Raw genomic sequence first — 16,805 nt, 5'->3', positions numbered from 1 at the left:
TCCTTATGCGTATTCAACGGAGCCGACGATGTCGGTGGAGGCGGCGAGGGTGGTGCCCACGGCGTCAGTGGTGATCGCCCACGAGATGCCAGAGGTGAAGGCCACGCCCATGATGAACTGGCTGTCAGCAAGCTGGCCTGCCGGAATAGGCAGAGTTCGGAACGGCGTGTCGGTTCCGGGGACACCTGCAGACGACTTGGCGTAGAACTGCAGGTAGCGCGTGGCGGCAGCGACGTTCATCAGGTCGTAGCCATAGAGCTGACCGCTGGAGTTCTTGATGACCCCCGAGGTGCCCGTGACGATACGGCCAGTCGAGCAGCCGCCGGAAGCGCGGGTGGAGAAACTGACAGACCCGATCAGGGTGGTGGACGATTGCGAACCAGTCAGCGAAGGGGCATACGGAATGGGAACATCGCCATTCACCAGCAGCGCCTGTCCGTTCACAGTGCCCGAGGTATAAGCCGTCAGACGGACACGCATCGCCTTGCCCACAGCAGGGAAGGCGCGGGCCTGAGCAGTGGAAGCCGTATCGGTTGCAGCAGGGACGCCACCGGCCATAGGGAGACCGGCGACTGCGAACCAGTTGGTCCCGTCAAGGGTCTGCTCGTAAGCCATGGTGGCGACATAGGTGCCCGTGGGGTTGAAGACGACGAAGCCCACGCAGGTCAGATCGACGTTCATCAGGATGGCACCGTTGGCGGTACCGGGCGTGACCGTGGCAGCCGTCCCGTAGACCATGGGCTGGCCGGTCTCAGGGTCAACAGAATAACCCGGCGAGGCCACCGCAGAAGTCTGGCGGGGTGAGCGGGGAACAGTAAGGTCCATGTGGACTCCTTAATTAGGACGCCCGAGGGCGACGTCGTCTAGGTTAACTTCAGCGAGTTGGGCGGCGAGAGTGTCCACGCGAGGTGCTGACTTGGGGGCGTCAACGCCGTTCTGGGCGAGGAACTTCATCACCTTGTCGAGGAGCTGGGGATTGATGGGCACGGGGACGCCGTCGCTATCGACAGCCTCCATTGCCCGCTTCAGTTCGTCTGTGAGTGCCCCCGCCAGCATGCCGTGAAGGGCATCCAGCAGGGACTCAGAGGCGCGTCCGGTCATTTCAGTACGCTCCAGAAGTGTTGCAGAAACCAGCCGAGGACACTGGCGACGGCACTGGCGATGGCCAGACCGGCCCAGCGGACAAGGCCGTTGGTGGACTTGGTGGTGGCCATGTGGGCCTCCAGCACGGAGACGCGCTTGTCGATGCTGTCGCAAATCTTCAGCAGCAGGGCGCGGTCTTCACGGTTCTGATCGATCACGATGTCGAGCCGACCTTTGACCTCGCCAAAGGCGATGTGCAGGTTGTCGTCAGCCATTACGGGGCCTCGGCCAGCGCCTTAGCGCGGTCTTCCAGAGCCTTGATGGCAGACGTCACGCCCGTGTCAGTGCCGCCGTAGGCAGCCATCTGGAGGGCCGAGAACGGCTGTAGGGTGGTGATGAGGACGTTGCTCTGCAGGGTTTCCACGGCAGTCTTGGCGTCGGCGCGAAGTGCCTCAAGGCCGGTATCGAAGGCCACCAGCGCAGCCTTCAGTTGTTCTTCAGGGGTCATTGTGATCCTAAACGGGGGATTGGGTGTTGGTGTAGGTGAGCGCACAGGTGACTGCAGGAAGCGTCTGGCCGTCCACTGTGACCACGCAGGTCAGTGTGGCGGTATCGCTGTCACCAGCGTTGATGCCGTTGAAGGCAACAGTTGCAGTGGCAGTCCCCTGCCCCGAGTTGATGCCCCACGAGCCGTCGCCCAGCGTACTGACCACCGACCAACTGTAGGACGGAGTGCCGGTGTTGCCGGTGACGGTGCAGGTCACACCGGGGAAGATATAGTTGAAGGCCTTGCCGCTGGCGGACTGGCTTGTAGGCGAGAGAGCTGCGGAGGTAGCCGACCACACCTTCTTCCACACGCCACTGACGTTGGCCCAGATCGCGGTCGGCGTTTTCCATGTGCCGCCCACGTTGATGCGAGGCAGGGCTGTTTTCCAAGCCCCGCCCACGTTGATGCCGAAGGTCATGTGTAAGTGAACCAGAGGTCTCCATCGGAGCCACCCGAGGGCGCTGCGGTGGAGAAGGTGATGCCAGAGCTGGACCTCCCGTCGAGGCGATAGGCGAGAGCCTTGCCTTGGACAGAGAGCGCGCCGGTCACGTTGAGGTTCCCAGCGATGGTACCGCCGGTCAGCGGGAGGTAGTTCGAGCCGTTCGCGGGGGTGTACCCGAGGGCCGAAGTAACCTGCGTCGAGGTGATCGAGGTGACCGTCCCGGCGTTCCCTTGGATGTCCAAGGGCCAGTTGGTACCGAAGCTGGTGACGTCGATCTGGAGACCCAGCTTGCCCGACGCCGTCCAACCGATGAACACCGTGTTGTTGGTCTGGCCGCTGCCTCCACCTTGGCGGACAGGGGTGAAGCCCAGAGAGGCCTGCTTGCCCGACAGGCCGTTGTCCACGTACTGCTTGGTGGCAGCCTGCAGGGAACCCGAAGGATCACCCGCAAGGGTCAGGGGACCGATCATGGTTCCGCCCGTGTTACGGTCGAGAGGGGTCAGGGTACCAGCATGCCAGACAGCATTACCATTGACCTGATAGCCTCCCTTGACGTTCCAGAGGCCCTGACGGGCGTCATAGTAGCCATTGATCGAGCCATCATAGGTCATCATCCCGAGGCCCCACCAGATTTTCATGGAGGTGTTATAGGTCGTCCAAGAGGCACCGTCGCCGGTACCAGACTGGAACCCATTCCACCCCCACGCGCTGGCAAGCTGCAGGGAACCAGTAAGGGTTCCGCCGGTCAGCGGTAGGTAGCTGCTGGGGGTAAAGTTTCCTTCATCCCAGAGGCCGTAGGTCACCCCTGCATCGGTGTTACGGTAGAAGCGTTCCGTATTGCAGATGAGACGCCACCCCCCAGCGGAGTTGAGGAGGCCCACTTGGTTGGTCTTGTTCGCGTAGAATGACCCGCGCACCACGCCGTCCGAAGTCTGAAGGGTCAGGCGACCGGCAAGCGAGGCGGCAGAGCGGATGATAGCCTCTTCACCACCGCTAGACGGGAGGTAGAACAGGGCAGGACTACCTACTGTCAGGATGTTGCCCCCCACAGGCAGCGTCAGGTGGCCCGACAGGGTGCCGCCGGTCAGCGGGAGGTAGTTCCCCGGAATGAAGTTCCCGGCATGCCACACGTTCCCTCCGTCGAGCTTCAGGGAGCCATCGGCGCTGAAGGAGAGATAGTGTTCACTTCCGGGCACCTGCCGGTTGACGCTGATAGTCCAACCGCCAGTGGCGTGTCGGTACATCATGGTCTCGGCGGTCCCCGAGGATGGGAAGAAGATGTTGTCGGATTTGAGCTGGGAAACCGTCAGGGTCCCCGTCATGGAACCTCCAGCCACCGGCAGGTAGTTCGAAGGCGTCAGGTTACCGGCATGCCAGACCGTGTTGTTGTTGTAGCGGAAGCCAGCGGCGAGGATGTCGAGAACGGTCCCGTTTGCTTGGAGGCGGACCTCATAGTCCTGAGCCAGTGTGGTCTTCAGGTCGATGTAGGCACCGCTGCCTGCGCGGGTGATCTCGATAGCTCCGTCAAGGGTCAGCTCAACGGAGTTGTTGCCGGTCGAGGCGACACGGGTGGACCCTGTAAGGACGCCGCCGGTCTTCAGGAGGTACAGCGAGGGGTTGAAGGTGGCAGCAGCAGCAGCCGAGGCAGCAGCAGCAGAGGCGCTTGAAGCCGCTGCGGATTTGCTTCCGTCCGCTGCCGTGGCCGAAGCCGATGCTGCAGACTGACTGGCCGACGCTGCGGTGGCCGAGGTTTGCGCAGAGTCCTTATAGGACAGCGCGTTGTTCGCAGCAGTCTGCGCTAGGTTGCGCGCATTGACCGCGCCGGTCGCCGCCGCTTGAACAGCAGCGACAGCAGTGCTGGCCGAGGAGGCCGACGCTGCGGCATTCAGCTCAGACTGGTGGGCCGCTGTGGCCGACTGGTCCGCAGCCGTTGCGCTCAACCCTGCGGCCACCGCCGGTCCACTGACGGACGACATGATGGCTGCAGGGCACGAGACGAGAGTGGAAGTGCCGAGGTAATCGGTGAGAGGATAACGCCCGTCACCATTCGCCCCGCCATTCGCCAGCCCGCCCACCCAGTTCTTGAACTCAGCCTCACGGGCGGTCCAAGCGGAAACTAGGGTGGAAATCTGCTGGGCCAGCGCTGCGTTGGACAGGCTGTCAGCCATTAGGCTTCCGGTGCGGTCTTCGCTTCTTCAGCCTTCTCTTCGGCCAGCTTGCCGCCAAGGTTCACACCTTCGACAAGGGCATCGAGAACGCGCAGGCGGTCGTCAATGCGGGCCTTCTGGGCCAGCAGGTTGGTCTGTTCTTGCAGCACAGCGTTGACTTGTTGGGTCGCGGTCATTGGGTTTCCTTGGAGATAATGGTTTCGAGATAGGCAGCATCGGCGTCGTCTATCGGGAAGATGTTCTCGGAGACGAGGCGGTCGTATGCCAGTTTGACTTCAGGGTCCGACTGGACCTTGCGGATAAGCGAGAGCTGCACCGAGCGTGGCCACTGGTCCAACCAAGAGCGGAAGGTCCAGACCGGCGCGGCGGCGAGAGGTTCAACAGGGGACGCACAGGTCCCACAGTCGGACAGGAGGTAACCTCCGGGGCCATCCACGGGGACCGCCACCTCGCCTTCCAGCGTTTCTGCTGCCAGCTTGATGGGGTCCGTGGTGTCCAGAAGGATGCGGGGGGTCTGCCCCTTGATGCCAATGGCGTACATCACTTGTACCTTCGGAAGGAGATGAGCGAGGCCAGACCAGCGTCCACATAGAGGGAGCCGTCTTGGCCGTACCATTCGACGGACACGAGGAAGGACCCCGTGCCGACCGAGCGTTTACCGGACAGTGCCACGGAGTCAGCGATGGCCGAGCCACCGGAGCTGAAGACCATGACGCCATCGATCTTGATACGGGCACCCCAGTTACGGGCACCGGCAGTGAAACCCTGCTTGAGGGTCACCATCGCAAGGATGTCGCCGGGGTAGTCCATAGGGACCGTGAAGCTGACCAAGGTCTGCCATCCGCCATTCCCGTTCATGATCGAGCCGTTGTAGGCCTGCTGCATGCCGGTCACGGTGCCGTCCGCGATCTTGTTATAGTCCACCACCTGATCCCCGAGTTTCAGCCGGGAGATGCTGGCGTCCGCGATCTGGGCGGTCCCGATGGTCACGTTGCTGATCTGGGCGCTCGTGATGGAGCCGTCCTTGATGACCGCACTGTCGATATAGACCTTGCCGCCGGTAACGCTGAAAGGCTGGAGAGCCGTTGCGCCGTTCATGCTGACAATCTGGAAGTTGTCCGCCACCACCGCGAAGGTGGAGGTGGCCCCAGAGGAGTTCAGCAGGAAGCCCGAGATGTGGCCGTTGATGTTCACTGCCACCGAGTAGCGCGCCGACAGACCGTTGGTGGTCTGCTGGAGCGTGGAGATGGTCGCAGTGTTGTTGCCCACGGTGGTCTGCAGGTTCGTCAGCGAGGTCGCCAGCGCGCCCGTGGCGTCCACTCGTGCCGTGGTCTCGGTCGCCAAAGCAGACGACACGTTACCAATGGCAGCCGAGAGGCCGGACAGTCGGGTACCTAAAGAGGTGTTGCCGCCATCCACAAGGACCTTGGACTCATCCAAAATCCAAGCCTGCCCGTCTGCCCGCTTGGCCCCCAACAGGGTGAACTGCTGGGCCATTGCGGTGTCCGCAGAGGACCGGGTGTTGGCCTCGGTGATGATACTGGACTCTGCCGCCGTCACCCGTGAGGTGAGCGCGGTCAGGGCCTGAGCCTGCGTCGAGGTGGCCGTGGAGAGGGTCGAGTAGTTGGCCGAGATGGTCGAGGTGTTAGCTGCGATGGCCGAGGCGTTCGCGCTAATGTTCGACTCCGCATTGCTCATGCGGGATGTCAGGGTGGTGATCGACTGGGCCTGCGTTGAGGTCGTGCCGGTCAGCGTGGTGTAGTTCGTGGCGATGGACGACTCTGCAGCGTTCATGCGGCTGACCAAAGAGGACAACGCCTGAGCCTGCGTTGAGGCCGTGGTGGACAGCGTGTTGTAGTTCGTGACGATTGCGGACTCTGCAGCGGACGTCCGGGCTGCCAGCGTGGTATACTGGGAGGCCAGAGAGGACACAGCATCGGCGCGTGTCTGGGTTTCCGTCTGGATCGCCGCTAGGTTCGAGGCCAGCGACGAAGCGACCCCCGAGATGTAATCCCCAAGGGTCTGCGTCGGTGACACCTTGACCGTCCCTTGGTTCAGGATGATCGACTTCCCGTCACCCGAAGCGGCCCCGATGAGGTTGAGCTGCGTGGTGATGGCGGTGTCCCCAGCGATGCGCTGAGAGGTCTCGTTCTGGAGAACGGTCTGAATGCCCTGCCCGTTGAAAGTGCCCAGAGCGTTGACCGTGGTGGTCAGGTTCTGGAGCTGGGTCTGGGCCAGAAGGATGGACTGGGAGTTCGCTGTGATGTCCGCAACACGGGCGTTGAAGGACGCCAGCGCCGAGGTGTTGAGCGCTTGCTCCGCAATCATCGAGACGATGTTGGATGGATCGGTAACCACCACGCCATTTGCGTTGGCGATCTGGACGAGGGTGTTTCCGATTGAACTGGTATAGAGGTCGCTCAGTTCCTGCTGCACGAACAGGGTCTGCTGGACGGCCTTGTTTAGGTCCTCTGCGGTGAGGACCGCGCCATTCTGGAATTGAACCAGTGCGCTGTCGATGGTGGTGTGGCGGCTGATCTCAACAGCATTCCCAGCGTTGGCCGGGAAGTCCAACCGAAGGCGACCGCTGGTGACCAGCGACCACGTTGCGGCGTTACCGGCCACACGGACTTGGATATGAGAGGCGTCAAGGTAGGGGAACGGGATGTCAAAATCCCGTTGCCCCTGCCCTGCCACAACCACGGACTTCGTGGTGTAGGTCATTAGAGTTTGTCGAGTTGGTCCCTAAACGTCTTCAGTTGCTGGCTCATGATCTCTTCAGGAGCGCCACTCTTCTCCACATCCTTGCGGAACAGGGAGTATTGGACGGCCTTGTTGAGGTCCTTGTCGCCAGTCAGAAGCTGTTGCTGTGCGTTGTCGAGGTAAGGCTGGCGGACCAGCTTCATTACCTGCAGCTTCTGTGCAGGCGTGTAGGTCTCCCACTCAGGCGACACTGCGTACTCCCGAAGGGTGTCCGCAAGAGTCTTGCCGTCGATCTTGTCCTCCCCGAGGTGCTGCAGAAGCGTGTGCATCTGGTCACCTGAGAGGCGGACGCCATGAAGGCGAGTGGGTGCTTTGGGCATTCGGAACGACAGGTCACCCATAGCTTTGTAGAGGGGGTCGCTGTCGTGATCCGCGACCTTGATACCAGCGTCACGGTCATAGTTGACCACCTGTCCCAAGAAGGGGTCGCGCTGTTCCCACAGGGCGTTCTTGGAGAAGAACCACGACGAGACATACTGGTTCAGCAGTTGCTTCTGCACACTGGCTGGGTCCATGGTCTGCGGCGTGGAGTCGGTGATCTCGTTGGACAGGCCCTTCTGAATGCCGCCGCCGGGAACCAAGCGTTGCTCAAGTCCCTGCAGGATAGCGAAGAAGCCCTCCTGAGACTGCTCTGGGATAGGCAGCTTGGTCAGGTTCTTGAGGCCCGACAGGTAGGTCTTGGACAAGACGTTGGCCGACAGTGCCATCCATGAGGCGTTAGCGAAGTCGGCCAGCTTGCTCTGGGCTTCAGGATCATCATGGAGACCCGAAGCGTGAAGCTGTTGCTCGAACTGGTGGATGTCTGCGCCGATACCGATGACCAAAGCCAGCGGGTCGATGCGTCCATATTCCACCCACTTGCCGCCTACCTTCATGCTGTATTGAGGGCGGGCAGCGCGGGCCGACGAGGAGGTTCCTCCGTCATAACCCACGGCCTCCCCACGGGCAGCCATGTTGTAGCCCTCCAGCATCGCCAAGGTGCCCATGGCCATCTTCGCCCACGCTTCCGCCGACCGGCTGTCGCCAGACCGGAGGTCAGAGTAGAGCTTCCGCTGGAAGGCACCGAGAGGCGTGAAGTCCCGTAGGCCGGTCTCAAGGATGCGAAGCGGCGTGTGAACGAACGGGAAAAGAACACCGGCAGGGTCCATGCCCTGCATGCCTTTCTTGGCCCACTTGCCCAGCCCGGTCTGCATCTCGTCTTGAAAGAGAAGCATGCGGGCTTCCGAACCAGCTTGGTCTTCCATCCCCTTGCGGATCACGACGTCGGTCGCAAGCTGCTTGAGGCGGACGGTGTCACGGCTCCCCGCTTCCACGAGGTTCTGCAGGGCTGCTGCAGTGTCCCCGGAGGATGCTGAAACAAGGCGTTCTGCCATGTCCTTCACATGCTTCTTGGCCTCCTCGCCTGCCAGACCACGCTCAATGGCGTCTCGGGTGGCGGCTGCGGTGGCCTCGGCGTACTTGTTGGAGTGGTACAGGGCAGACCCCACGACTTCATCAAGGAACCCGATGGCCATGTGGGTGGTCATGCGGGTGGCCGAGCCGAACCCGTTGACAATGAAGCCGAGGGTATGGGCAAGTCCTATGCGAAGGGTGGCGAGGCCGTGATTGTCCTGCCCAGCCAGCATGTCCACCGTTTCCGGCTTCATGTAGATGGCGGCACCGTGGTTCACTTCAGAACGCTCGAACTTGTTCACCGTGTGATCGGCGGCGTCCTTTGCGAACTTCTTGGCATACGCCGGGGTAAACTTATTCAGGCGACTGCCTACGAAGCTGGCGTCCCATTTGTTCTTCAGGGTGTCACGGGTGGCCCGACCGGCTTCAGACGAGATGGCGTCAGCAGTTCTACCCGCTTCCTCAATCGCTACGTGAACAGTGCGGTTGATTGCGCGGACCATGCTGTTGCCCAGAGCGGGGCCGAGGACTGCCCACCGCGCATTGTTTGCGGCAGCAGCAGCTCGGTAGCCATCCGTCTTCAGCCATGCGGCCATAGGGACGTTCACGAGACCAGCGATCAGGTGCATGGATGCATAGACCGTGGCACCGAGGCCGGTGGAGGTGAACGTGCCGATGCTGAAGAGGTTACCGGCGGACTCCCGCGAGATGCGGGCAGCGCGGGCACCAAGGGTCCCTTCGTCACGGGCAGCCTGCTCCGCGACGTCTGCAAGGTTACCCTTCGACTTCAACACCTTCTCCACGAGAACACGGCGCTGGTCAGGTGTCTTGGCCTCCCCGATCTCCTTCATGGTTTCTTCCCATGACTTCTTCGGGGGACGAGGGGGTTTCCCAAGGCGCTTTCCGGCTTCCTTGGTGCCCTCTTCGCCAAGCACTTCCTTGGCCGTGTCCAGCACGGTGTTGCCCATACGGGCTTGGTTCATGACTTGGATGGCGCGAAGGCCCCTCCCCATCTCCGAAAAGCTGCCACGCATGGCAGCCTGCAGGGTGATGAGGGTGTGGAACTGCTTCTCAAAGAGCGCATAGTCAGCGTGACTGGCATCCTCGAAGCTGAAGGTTCCCGCCTTCTCAGCGGCTTCCAGCTTCTTGGCGAAAGCTACGAGCTTGGCAGCTTCGCCCGCCACAAGCGACGAGGCAGCCCGGACGTACATGTCGAGGTGTTTGGTCTTTGCAGCCAGTCCCCCAGTGAGCTTCACGACATCACTACCGAGCATTCGAGAGAGAAACGCCACGTTCGTGTCGGTCCGTGCCGTGACCCCAAGCTGACCAGCAATGCGCTGGGTGACAGGGGCAGCGGCGATCCGTTCTAGGATGTCATGGATGCCCTGCTCCATTTCCTTCGGGTTCGAGAAGTTACCGAGGAAGGTGGACCAGTCTTGGCGGGCCGGGGCAACGCCCATGCGCTCCAGAGCTTCAAAGCCGACGCCATTACGGAAGTCGTCCATGAGGCCGTGCAGCTCATCATCGGTCACGGTCTTGCCCAGCTTCTCAAGGTTGGCCACCATGTCGTCCATCGTGGTGATGGGCTTCACGGTGTCTCGACGCTGGGCGATAGGGTCCGAGGCTGCCTTGGCTTCTGGCGACTTGCCGGTGACCGGAGGCTCTGCCGCTGGGGCCTGAGTGACTTCCTCCGCTGGTGCGTGAGGAGCTTCGCCGCCTGCAGCTTCATTTGCGAAGGTTTCTGCGTCAGCGCCGAGACCGGCGGTCTCCATAGGGACAGTGATGTCAGCGGCCTCCGAGGAAACCTCAAAGGACCGGCGAGTGAGCTTGATGTCCCTCACAGCGCGCACTGAGCGCACCAATCCTGACAGCGCGCCCTCCACGAGGACGTTGCCGCCCATGTCAGCCATGGCTGTCTTCAGGCGCGCTTCGAGGGCGTTGTCGTCTTGATCGACAGACAGCGCGTTGATCAGGGAGTCCACATGGGTGAACTGGGCGAAGGCCGTCTTGTCCAGCCCAAAGTGTTCCGCGACGTTGGCGAGGTTCTGCTCTGCCGGATGGACCGACGAGAAGGCTACGCCCGCCGAGGCTAGGACGCCCTTGGCTACTTCACCTGCCTTGCCCCAGTTGGCAAAGACCTCTGCGGTCCCCATGGCTTTCCTTGCGGCGCTGAAGGGGACAGCGAAAGAAGCGATGCCGTGGACAATGGAGGCCCCGGTGCGTTCCGGCTTGTCGATCCATTGGCCATCCAGTCCCATCGTCTTCACGATCTCGTCACCGTGGTAGGTGGTGCCCTTCATGAAGTCAGGAGCGACCATGCGGACGGTCCCGTCAGGGTGGACTGCAGGAACCTTGTAGGTGCTGCCGGATAACTTGTAGGCTGCCGTGGCGGCGAGGTTGTGAGCCAAGTCGTCCACGTAATCCACGACAGACTCCGCATGGACAAAGCCGCTGATGGTCTGCCGGATGCCCGCCTCGACCCCGCCCAGCAGGCCGTGGACCGCATAGTCCTTCAGCCAGCTTGAGGTGGGGTTCTTAAGGTCACGCTCGGGTGCCGTGGGGGATGGAGTGGGTTCGTAAGCCTCCAGCATGGAGCTGTAGCTGTTCGCGCCATAGGTGGCGTCATTGCTGTGCGAGGGATCGTAACCCATAGGTCTCCTTGGTGGTTAGTCGTTGGGCAGGTAAGTCCCTGTCTGCGCCGTCTCCCCCTGTGCCTTCGCTATGGAAGACTGGTGGAGAGCGAACGCATGGCCTGCGGTGCGGGCGCGGGACTGCGCATATTTCGAGCTTAGGTTCATGGTTTCGAGCGAAGAGGTGAGAGCCAGATTGGCGTCGCCAGTCACTGCCAAGGTCTGAAAGAATGTCGTGATGACCTGTGGCCTCTTGGTGGCCCACTGCTCAGGCGACCAATATCCCGGCTTACGCTGACGGGACACGGCGTCCATATTCCTCAGGTCCTCGTTGAGCGCGTCGAGGTGCTGTTGGGCACCGTTCTGCGACACCAGCTTGGCTGGAGAGGGTATCTGCTTGATAACATTGATGGACGACGAGTAGGCTTCGGGAGTCAGTAGGCCCCTGTTGTAATCTAGGGTCAGCTCCTTGGTGAGCTGTCCGGGCGTCTTCTGGCCTGAGAAGTAGGTCGCCAGTGTCTTGAACGACTGATCGCGGACGCGCTGCTCGGCTTCCTGCTTGTTATGGGCCTGCACCGCCCAGCCCCACTGGACGTCCTGACGGTGCTGTTGGACAGCCTGTCGAGCTTCATTGAGGCGCTGGAGCTTCCACTCCTCTGTCCGGTGGACTAAGCCTGCCAGCATCTCTTGGTCTTCGAAGCGGATGCCACCGGCACTCGGTCCCTTGACCGCTAGGTCGTGGATGTCGGTCGGAGATAGGGTCCGCTTGCCTGCAAGCACCTCGGTATAGATGTTGCCCATGTTCTGATGGGCGAGGCGTTCGTCCTTCTCCCGCTGTTCCAGATCAAAGGTGTGATGCAGGGACTGGTAGCGCTCCTGAAGGAAGGCTCGGGTGGCCGGGTCGAACAACGGGGTCTTCCCATCGGTGTCCATGGCGCTGCCTGCAATCTGGAGGATGGAAGCGTCCTTGGTAGCCAGTGCGTTGGCCAGCGCGCCTTCCGCCAGTGCCTTCTTGGTTTTCTCAGGGGCGATGCCTAGAGCGGTACCCTTGGCAATGGCGTTCGAAAAGGCAGCAGGGTTCTTGGTCTCGGAGATTTCCAGCGTGGCCACAGCGACGTTGGCAGCTACCGCCTTGGTCTCCATCTGCTCTTTAATCTGGAGCGTTGCCGTCTGGAGGAGCTGCCCGCGCTTCTTCTCGACCGCCTTATAGAGGGTCGCATTGGCGTGGGCATCGCCGTAGTCAATCGGCTGCCCACGATCATCAACCAACATAGCCTTGGCTAGGGTGTCGATGTGGGCGTTGACGTCCTCCAAGGTAACCCCGTGTTCCCCCTTGGTGGGATCGGCGTTCGCGCCCGCGAGGACGAGCTTGTTGACGGACTCATCCCACTTGGGAAACTCGACCTGCGCTTTCTGCAGCACACGGCCATCCGCGATGACCTCCCGATAGGCTTGGCTACGCTTGGAGACCTCTGCGTTGACGTTACCGGACACAAGGTCACCCGCCGCTTGAACAGCAGCGGCCCGTTCAGAGGCCTCGTGCTTGAGCATTGAGTTCTGCGCCAGCGTGGTCTGCGTGTCCCCGAGCATGCCGAGGACCTTTCTGATCTCATTGGCCTGCGAGTCAGGGCGCTCGGCGTTTCGCATGGAGAACGCTGTGTCCACTTTGGGTGCCTGAGCCAGCCGGTCGTTGGTTGGGATCGTCTCGGACTTGAACTTGGTCTTGAGTTCTTCGGCGGTGTTGCGGCCAGTGGCCTGCGCCAGATTCACTGATGGCATCTGTTAGGCTCCTGCGGCGATCTTGGTGGAGGCGAGGCTCTTCTGGAGCTTGAGGTTTTCACCGGCCTTGAACCCTTGGTAACCCGACAGGCCGAGCTGAAGGCCCGCACTGAGGGCCGAAGGGGTGGCTGCACGGGAAAGCGCGGCGTTTGCCTCGGCGGTGTTGTTCTCGTTCTGATTGTCGGCATTGAGGCCGATGCGCTCGACACCAAGGCCGGTCTGCATCTGATTGTTCATCAGCATGGTCTCGATGGACTGAGACCCCAGCGACAGGCCTGCCTCACCGGCAGCCACGCGAATGCGGGAGTCCTCCTGACGCGCAGCGCGGAGGCGGTCGTTGGTCTGGGCCTGCTCCTGCTTGGCGATCTGGGTGGAGGCAGCTTCTTGCTGGTTACGGATGGCAGCCTGCTGGGCCTCTGCGGATTGCATGGTGCCAACAAGGGACACAGCAGTCGAGGCGACAGCGGCGACTGTCATAGAGACTGGGTCACACATGTCGGTTGTCTAGCCTTGCGAAAAGAATGAAGGGGCGTTTCTCGCGTCCATGCTCAGGTATCGCCTGCAGGATGCTGAAACCACATGTCGTCAGCCACCGCATGGAGCGGTCATTGCGGGCGTCGATGTAGTTGAACAGGCAGGGGTAGAGACTGTGCATCTGACGGAGATGGCGGAGGGTGTTGCGCACGAAGGTGTGCGGGATGTCGTCTAAGCGGTCGGTACCCATGAGCCATGCAATGCCCACTTGAGGGGCAACGGAAGGGGCACAGCCGAAGATGCAGAAAGGGACATCGCCGTCCAAAGCAACCCAGCAGAGGGTCGATAGGTCAGCGGACTTGATCAGGCTCCCCAGCGGGTCAAGCCCATGGGTGGCCTCGATCTCTGCCTTGTCGGCAGCACGGAGGTTGTCCGCGAGGACCTTAAGCCAGCCGATAAGCTGAACCTCAGGAACCTCGCGGATATTCTTGAATTGGATCACATTCTCGCCCGGTTGAAATACATGCCTTCCCACTCGGCAGCCAGAAAGGTGGAGCCTACATGGGTGTCGTTGGTGATCGTGATGACCACCTGCTGGGCATCCCCCATCACTTGGAAGGGGAACTTGCCGGTGTGCAGCAGGGGGCTGTTCAAGATCAGATCGGACGCACCCACGGTCTTGCCGGTGTAGTCCTTGACCTTCGCGGGGATGATGTCCCCGCTGATGATCTGACCAGCGGCACCATAGGGAGCCACCTCCGTGTGAAAGTAGCCGGTGTCCTTGAAGGAGACCTGCCATGTCTTGAGCTGAAGCCTGCCGGTCGTCACAGCGGAGCCGTCGCCCTTGCGGACGAAGACCGGACTGAAGATGAACTTGAAGCTATAGCTCTCGCCACCAAAGGCCAGCGCAGGCTCGTTACCGGGGACCGACACCTGTGTCGAAGTCGTCCACTGGTAAGTGGAGGGGTCGATCAGTGAGCCGGGGCGGGTTGGATCAGAAGACCCACGAACAAGCTGGAAGGCGGACTGCAGGGGAGCATAGGGCACCGTGAAGGTGGTCCTGCCGGTCGAGCTGTTGTACGCGCCGGTCAAGCTCACGCGCCGGTCCAGATGGACCTGCACAGGAGCGCCCGAGGGTACGACCCCCGGCTGCATGTTGATCCGCTCCAGATACACACCGCCACCCCGAGAGAGCAGCAGGTACAGGTAGCCAGACAGATAGACACCGGAGAGGACTTGGGTGTTGTCGCCCATGTACCAGCGGTGCCATGCAGACTGGGCCTTCTCCGTGCCGCTCACCCAGTAGAACTGGTAAACGTAGATGTAGCCGGGGGCACCATCGGTCAACACGAAGAGGGCATTCTGGTCACTTGCAGGGATCAGCTTGCGGACACCGGCAGGGACATAGCGTGGCACATGGGCCGTGATGTCGGAAGCCGAGGTGGCAGACTGGCCGCTCAGGCGGGTATACTCTTTGATCCCTGCGTAGCCGTTACGCTCCGCAGCGAAGTAAACGCCGTCATTGATGGCGACCATGCCCGCCCGAATGCTGACCTCGTAGTTCGTCACAGGCTTGATCGCCATGGACGAAGCGGACAACCCGAAGTCGCCGTTGGTCATGCTGAACTGCGTCTGGTCGGACGTCAGCATGATCCCGTCATTGAAGGGCACAGCGTCATAGAAGATCGACACCTTGGTGCTGGTGGCTGACACCGAGATGGGATCAGCGTCCAGCGCGTCCACCACGGTGGTCCGATAGAAGTTCCCGAGGTCACCCGTGACGGACATGATGGCCGTCTCGCCGGACAGGAGAACCAGTCGGTTCTGATAGATGAACGCCTTGCGGATGGTCCGGCCCACGAACACGGGGTTCGGGTTGCTATCCATATCACCCACTCGGCGCGGCATCCACGAGAACGGAGCGAACTTGAAGGTGCCGTCTGCTTGACGGACCAGTGCCCATGGCATGGTCTGTTCGTCTATGGCGTTGGCCAGATTGGGGGCCACGGTCTCGTTCCACACGCCGCCATTGAACATGACGTAGTAGGTACCGAAGAAGTTGGTGTTGTCCCCTGCCACAGCATAAAGGTCGCCTTGGGTCCCCGTTGCAGGGAGCTTGTCGAACCGCTGGACCTGACCTGCATAGACGCCGACCAGATTGGGGTCGTACTGCGCAGGCATGCCGGGGCCGTAAGCCATCCCGTACTCATCAACACCTCGGTCACGGTTGATCCAGACGTTCGAGAGAGGTTGGGCGACTTGGTCAGCACCGACCGGCTTCATCGCCACGGTGACCTTGCGGTTCACCACGAAGGTGTAGTCGGCCACGGTGGTCATGGCGATGTCGTTGACGTAGTCGGTGGCCGAGGCCAGATAGCCCCATCCTTGTGGCGCGGTGACCGTCTGCTCATTCCCGGCCAGATCGAAGATGCGCAGGGCACCCGACTGGGCGATCACGATGTAACGCTCAGAAGCGTCACGGTTGATCTCATGGATCATCGCGTTGGTCGGCGTGGTCGTCAGCAACTTGGCGATGTGTTCGGTCGGCGGGCGCTTGGCGAGACCTTCCGCAATGGATGACCAGCCGTTGCGCTGGCCTTCTAACTGGTCCTTTGCGCGGACCATAGGAGCCTGCTGGCTCACGCCGTTATACAGCGCGGGGATCGTGTCAGCGATCAGGCTCACGAAGTGACCGGCCCGATGTTACCAGCGATGCCCCAGCCGTTACGGTAGGTGGTCCGCTGGAGGCTCTTGGAGCTTTTGAAGGAGTTCGTGCCACGGACCCGGCGTTCGTCACGCAGGAGCAGCGCCCAAGCGCGGGCTTGATCCTCTTGCGAGAACCCGTCCAGCTCAGGGGCACCGATGGTCCGCTTCTGGAACTTACGGACCGCCGAGATGGCGATGTAGTTCCGAGCGGTTTCCGGCAGGTCTTCGAAGGAGTAACCCCAAGTGATCTCGCAGGGAACCGCAGCGCCCATCTGCCAAGTCTGGTTGGCTCGGTCCCAAAAGCCCATCCCGTAGGTGGGATGACGGCGGATCACGAGGTCCTGATTGGAGTCCGTAGGGTCACAACGGAGGGCACCGGCAGGGAGCGCGATGAACTTATTGATGTCCGGGGTCAGCGGATAGGAGGTGTCGGTGTTGAACGCGAAGCCGTACAACAGGACATAGCGGGTCTCGATACCGAGAACCGACTGGGCGATATTAACGTCCCCTACGGAAACCGAGAGGGAGTTCACCGGGGCCTGTCCAATGCTCATCAGCATCTCGTTGACGGCTTCCAGCGTGGAGAACGGAGTGGTGGTGGACATAGGACTGTCCGTCGTCGAAACATTTGGCGCAAAGTTGGTATGTTGGTAACGGAGATATGGCCTCGTCTGGGTTTGGGTTTTAGGCGGCCAGCTTGCGGTGTTGCAAGCGGCGATGTTCGATGGTCTGCTTCTTGATGGCGGCACGCTGGGCGTGGATCTGCCGGTCTCTGCCGAAGTAGGCGTCGGCGGGCGTCACATTGCCCAGACTTTCGTGAT

At 61.4% G+C, this 16,805-nt stretch carries 15 protein-coding genes; all 15 read right to left on the bottom strand.

What is annotated here, in order from left to right; all coding sequences use genetic code 11:
• Positions 1 to 3 precede the first annotated feature (3 nt).
• The 15 genes from EOE18_RS15335 to EOE18_RS15270 are packed head-to-tail and all read right to left on the bottom strand — an operon-like array spanning position 4 to position 16,589.
• A complete protein-coding gene (locus EOE18_RS15335) occupies positions 4 to 825 on the bottom strand; it encodes a hypothetical protein (RefSeq protein WP_127711129.1) in 822 nt (273 codons plus the stop codon).
• Between the two features lie 9 nt (positions 826 to 834).
• Positions 835 to 1,101, bottom strand: a complete 267-nt coding sequence (locus EOE18_RS15330) for a hypothetical protein (protein WP_127711127.1) — start codon at positions 1,099 to 1,101, stop codon at positions 835 to 837.
• Positions 1,098 to 1,358: a hypothetical protein gene (locus EOE18_RS15325; RefSeq protein WP_127711125.1), complete on the bottom strand. Its 261-nt coding sequence runs from the start codon at positions 1,356 to 1,358 to the stop codon at positions 1,098 to 1,100. Before EOE18_RS15325 ends, EOE18_RS15330 begins: the two co-directional genes overlap by 4 nt.
• Positions 1,358 to 1,591, bottom strand: a complete 234-nt coding sequence (locus tag EOE18_RS15320; RefSeq protein ID WP_127711123.1) for a hypothetical protein — start codon at positions 1,589 to 1,591, stop codon at positions 1,358 to 1,360. Before EOE18_RS15320 ends, EOE18_RS15325 begins: the two co-directional genes overlap by 1 nt.
• A gap of 7 nt (positions 1,592 to 1,598) precedes the next feature.
• Positions 1,599 to 2,048, bottom strand: coding sequence for a hypothetical protein (locus EOE18_RS15315; RefSeq protein WP_127711121.1), 450 nt, complete (start codon positions 2,046 to 2,048; stop codon positions 1,599 to 1,601).
• On the bottom strand, positions 2,045 to 4,240 hold the full coding sequence (locus EOE18_RS15310) for a hypothetical protein (protein WP_127711119.1): 2,196 nt from the start codon (positions 4,238 to 4,240) through the stop codon (positions 2,045 to 2,047). Before EOE18_RS15310 ends, EOE18_RS15315 begins: the two co-directional genes overlap by 4 nt.
• Positions 4,240 to 4,416 (bottom strand): hypothetical protein, encoded by a 177-nt coding sequence (locus EOE18_RS18510; RefSeq protein WP_164852777.1) that lies wholly within the window; start codon positions 4,414 to 4,416, stop codon positions 4,240 to 4,242. Before EOE18_RS18510 ends, EOE18_RS15310 begins: the two co-directional genes overlap by 1 nt.
• Positions 4,413 to 4,781, bottom strand: coding sequence for a hypothetical protein (locus tag EOE18_RS15305; RefSeq protein WP_127711117.1), 369 nt, complete (start codon positions 4,779 to 4,781; stop codon positions 4,413 to 4,415). The genes EOE18_RS18510 and EOE18_RS15305 overlap by 4 nt, the downstream gene beginning before the upstream one ends.
• Positions 4,781 to 6,964, bottom strand: coding sequence for a phage tail fiber domain-containing protein (locus EOE18_RS15300; protein ID WP_127711115.1), 2,184 nt, complete (start codon positions 6,962 to 6,964; stop codon positions 4,781 to 4,783). The genes EOE18_RS15305 and EOE18_RS15300 overlap by 1 nt, the downstream gene beginning before the upstream one ends.
• Positions 6,964 to 11,046: a hypothetical protein gene (locus tag EOE18_RS15295; RefSeq protein WP_127711113.1), complete on the bottom strand. Its 4,083-nt coding sequence runs from the start codon at positions 11,044 to 11,046 to the stop codon at positions 6,964 to 6,966. Before EOE18_RS15295 ends, EOE18_RS15300 begins: the two co-directional genes overlap by 1 nt.
• 15 nt (positions 11,047 to 11,061) lie before the next feature.
• On the bottom strand, positions 11,062 to 12,804 hold the full coding sequence (locus tag EOE18_RS15290; protein WP_127711111.1) for a hypothetical protein: 1,743 nt from the start codon (positions 12,802 to 12,804) through the stop codon (positions 11,062 to 11,064).
• Positions 12,805 to 12,807: 3 nt separating this feature from the next.
• A complete protein-coding gene (locus EOE18_RS15285; protein WP_425464302.1) occupies positions 12,808 to 13,281 on the bottom strand; it encodes a hypothetical protein in 474 nt (157 codons plus the stop codon).
• 10 nt (positions 13,282 to 13,291) lie between these two features.
• A complete protein-coding gene (locus EOE18_RS15280; protein WP_127711107.1) occupies positions 13,292 to 13,780 on the bottom strand; it encodes a hypothetical protein in 489 nt (162 codons plus the stop codon).
• Positions 13,777 to 15,963: a phage nozzle protein gene (locus EOE18_RS15275; RefSeq protein ID WP_127711105.1), complete on the bottom strand. Its 2,187-nt coding sequence runs from the start codon at positions 15,961 to 15,963 to the stop codon at positions 13,777 to 13,779. Before EOE18_RS15275 ends, EOE18_RS15280 begins: the two co-directional genes overlap by 4 nt.
• Positions 15,960 to 16,589: a hypothetical protein gene (locus EOE18_RS15270; RefSeq protein WP_127711103.1), complete on the bottom strand. Its 630-nt coding sequence runs from the start codon at positions 16,587 to 16,589 to the stop codon at positions 15,960 to 15,962. The genes EOE18_RS15275 and EOE18_RS15270 overlap by 4 nt, the downstream gene beginning before the upstream one ends.
• Between the last annotated feature and the right edge of the window lie 216 nt (positions 16,590 to 16,805).

Source organism: Novosphingobium umbonatum (genome assembly GCF_004005905.1).
Lineage (GTDB): Bacteria > Pseudomonadota > Alphaproteobacteria > Sphingomonadales > Sphingomonadaceae > Novosphingobium > Novosphingobium umbonatum.
The sequence above is the reverse complement of the archived record's forward strand: the minus strand, read 5'-3'. Positions and strand labels throughout refer to the sequence as shown.

What these genes read in the sequence shown, in the direction of transcription:
- EOE18_RS15335 (WP_127711129.1), bottom strand. Translation starts at nt 825, where the DNA reads ATGGACCTTACTGTTCCCCGCTCACCCCGCCAGACTTCTGCGGTGGCC.
- EOE18_RS15330 (WP_127711127.1), bottom strand. Translation starts at nt 1,101, where the DNA reads ATGACCGGACGCGCCTCTGAGTCCCTGCTGGATGCCCTTCACGGCATG.
- EOE18_RS15325 (WP_127711125.1), bottom strand. Translation starts at nt 1,358, where the DNA reads ATGGCTGACGACAACCTGCACATCGCCTTTGGCGAGGTCAAAGGTCGG.
- EOE18_RS15320 (WP_127711123.1), bottom strand. Translation starts at nt 1,591, where the DNA reads ATGACCCCTGAAGAACAACTGAAGGCTGCGCTGGTGGCCTTCGATACC.
- EOE18_RS15315 (WP_127711121.1), bottom strand. Translation starts at nt 2,048, where the DNA reads ATGACCTTCGGCATCAACGTGGGCGGGGCTTGGAAAACAGCCCTGCCT.
- EOE18_RS15310 (WP_127711119.1), bottom strand. Translation starts at nt 4,240, where the DNA reads ATGGCTGACAGCCTGTCCAACGCAGCGCTGGCCCAGCAGATTTCCACC.
- EOE18_RS18510 (WP_164852777.1), bottom strand. Translation starts at nt 4,416, where the DNA reads ATGACCGCGACCCAACAAGTCAACGCTGTGCTGCAAGAACAGACCAAC.
- EOE18_RS15305 (WP_127711117.1), bottom strand. Translation starts at nt 4,781, where the DNA reads ATGTACGCCATTGGCATCAAGGGGCAGACCCCCCGCATCCTTCTGGAC.
- EOE18_RS15300 (WP_127711115.1), bottom strand. Translation starts at nt 6,964, where the DNA reads ATGACCTACACCACGAAGTCCGTGGTTGTGGCAGGGCAGGGGCAACGG.
- EOE18_RS15295 (WP_127711113.1), bottom strand. Translation starts at nt 11,046, where the DNA reads ATGGGTTACGATCCCTCGCACAGCAATGACGCCACCTATGGCGCGAAC.
- EOE18_RS15290 (WP_127711111.1), bottom strand. Translation starts at nt 12,804, where the DNA reads ATGCCATCAGTGAATCTGGCGCAGGCCACTGGCCGCAACACCGCCGAA.
- EOE18_RS15285 (WP_425464302.1), bottom strand. Translation starts at nt 13,281, where the DNA reads ATGACAGTCGCCGCTGTCGCCTCGACTGCTGTGTCCCTTGTTGGCACC.
- EOE18_RS15270 (WP_127711103.1), bottom strand. Translation starts at nt 16,589, where the DNA reads ATGTCCACCACCACTCCGTTCTCCACGCTGGAAGCCGTCAACGAGATG.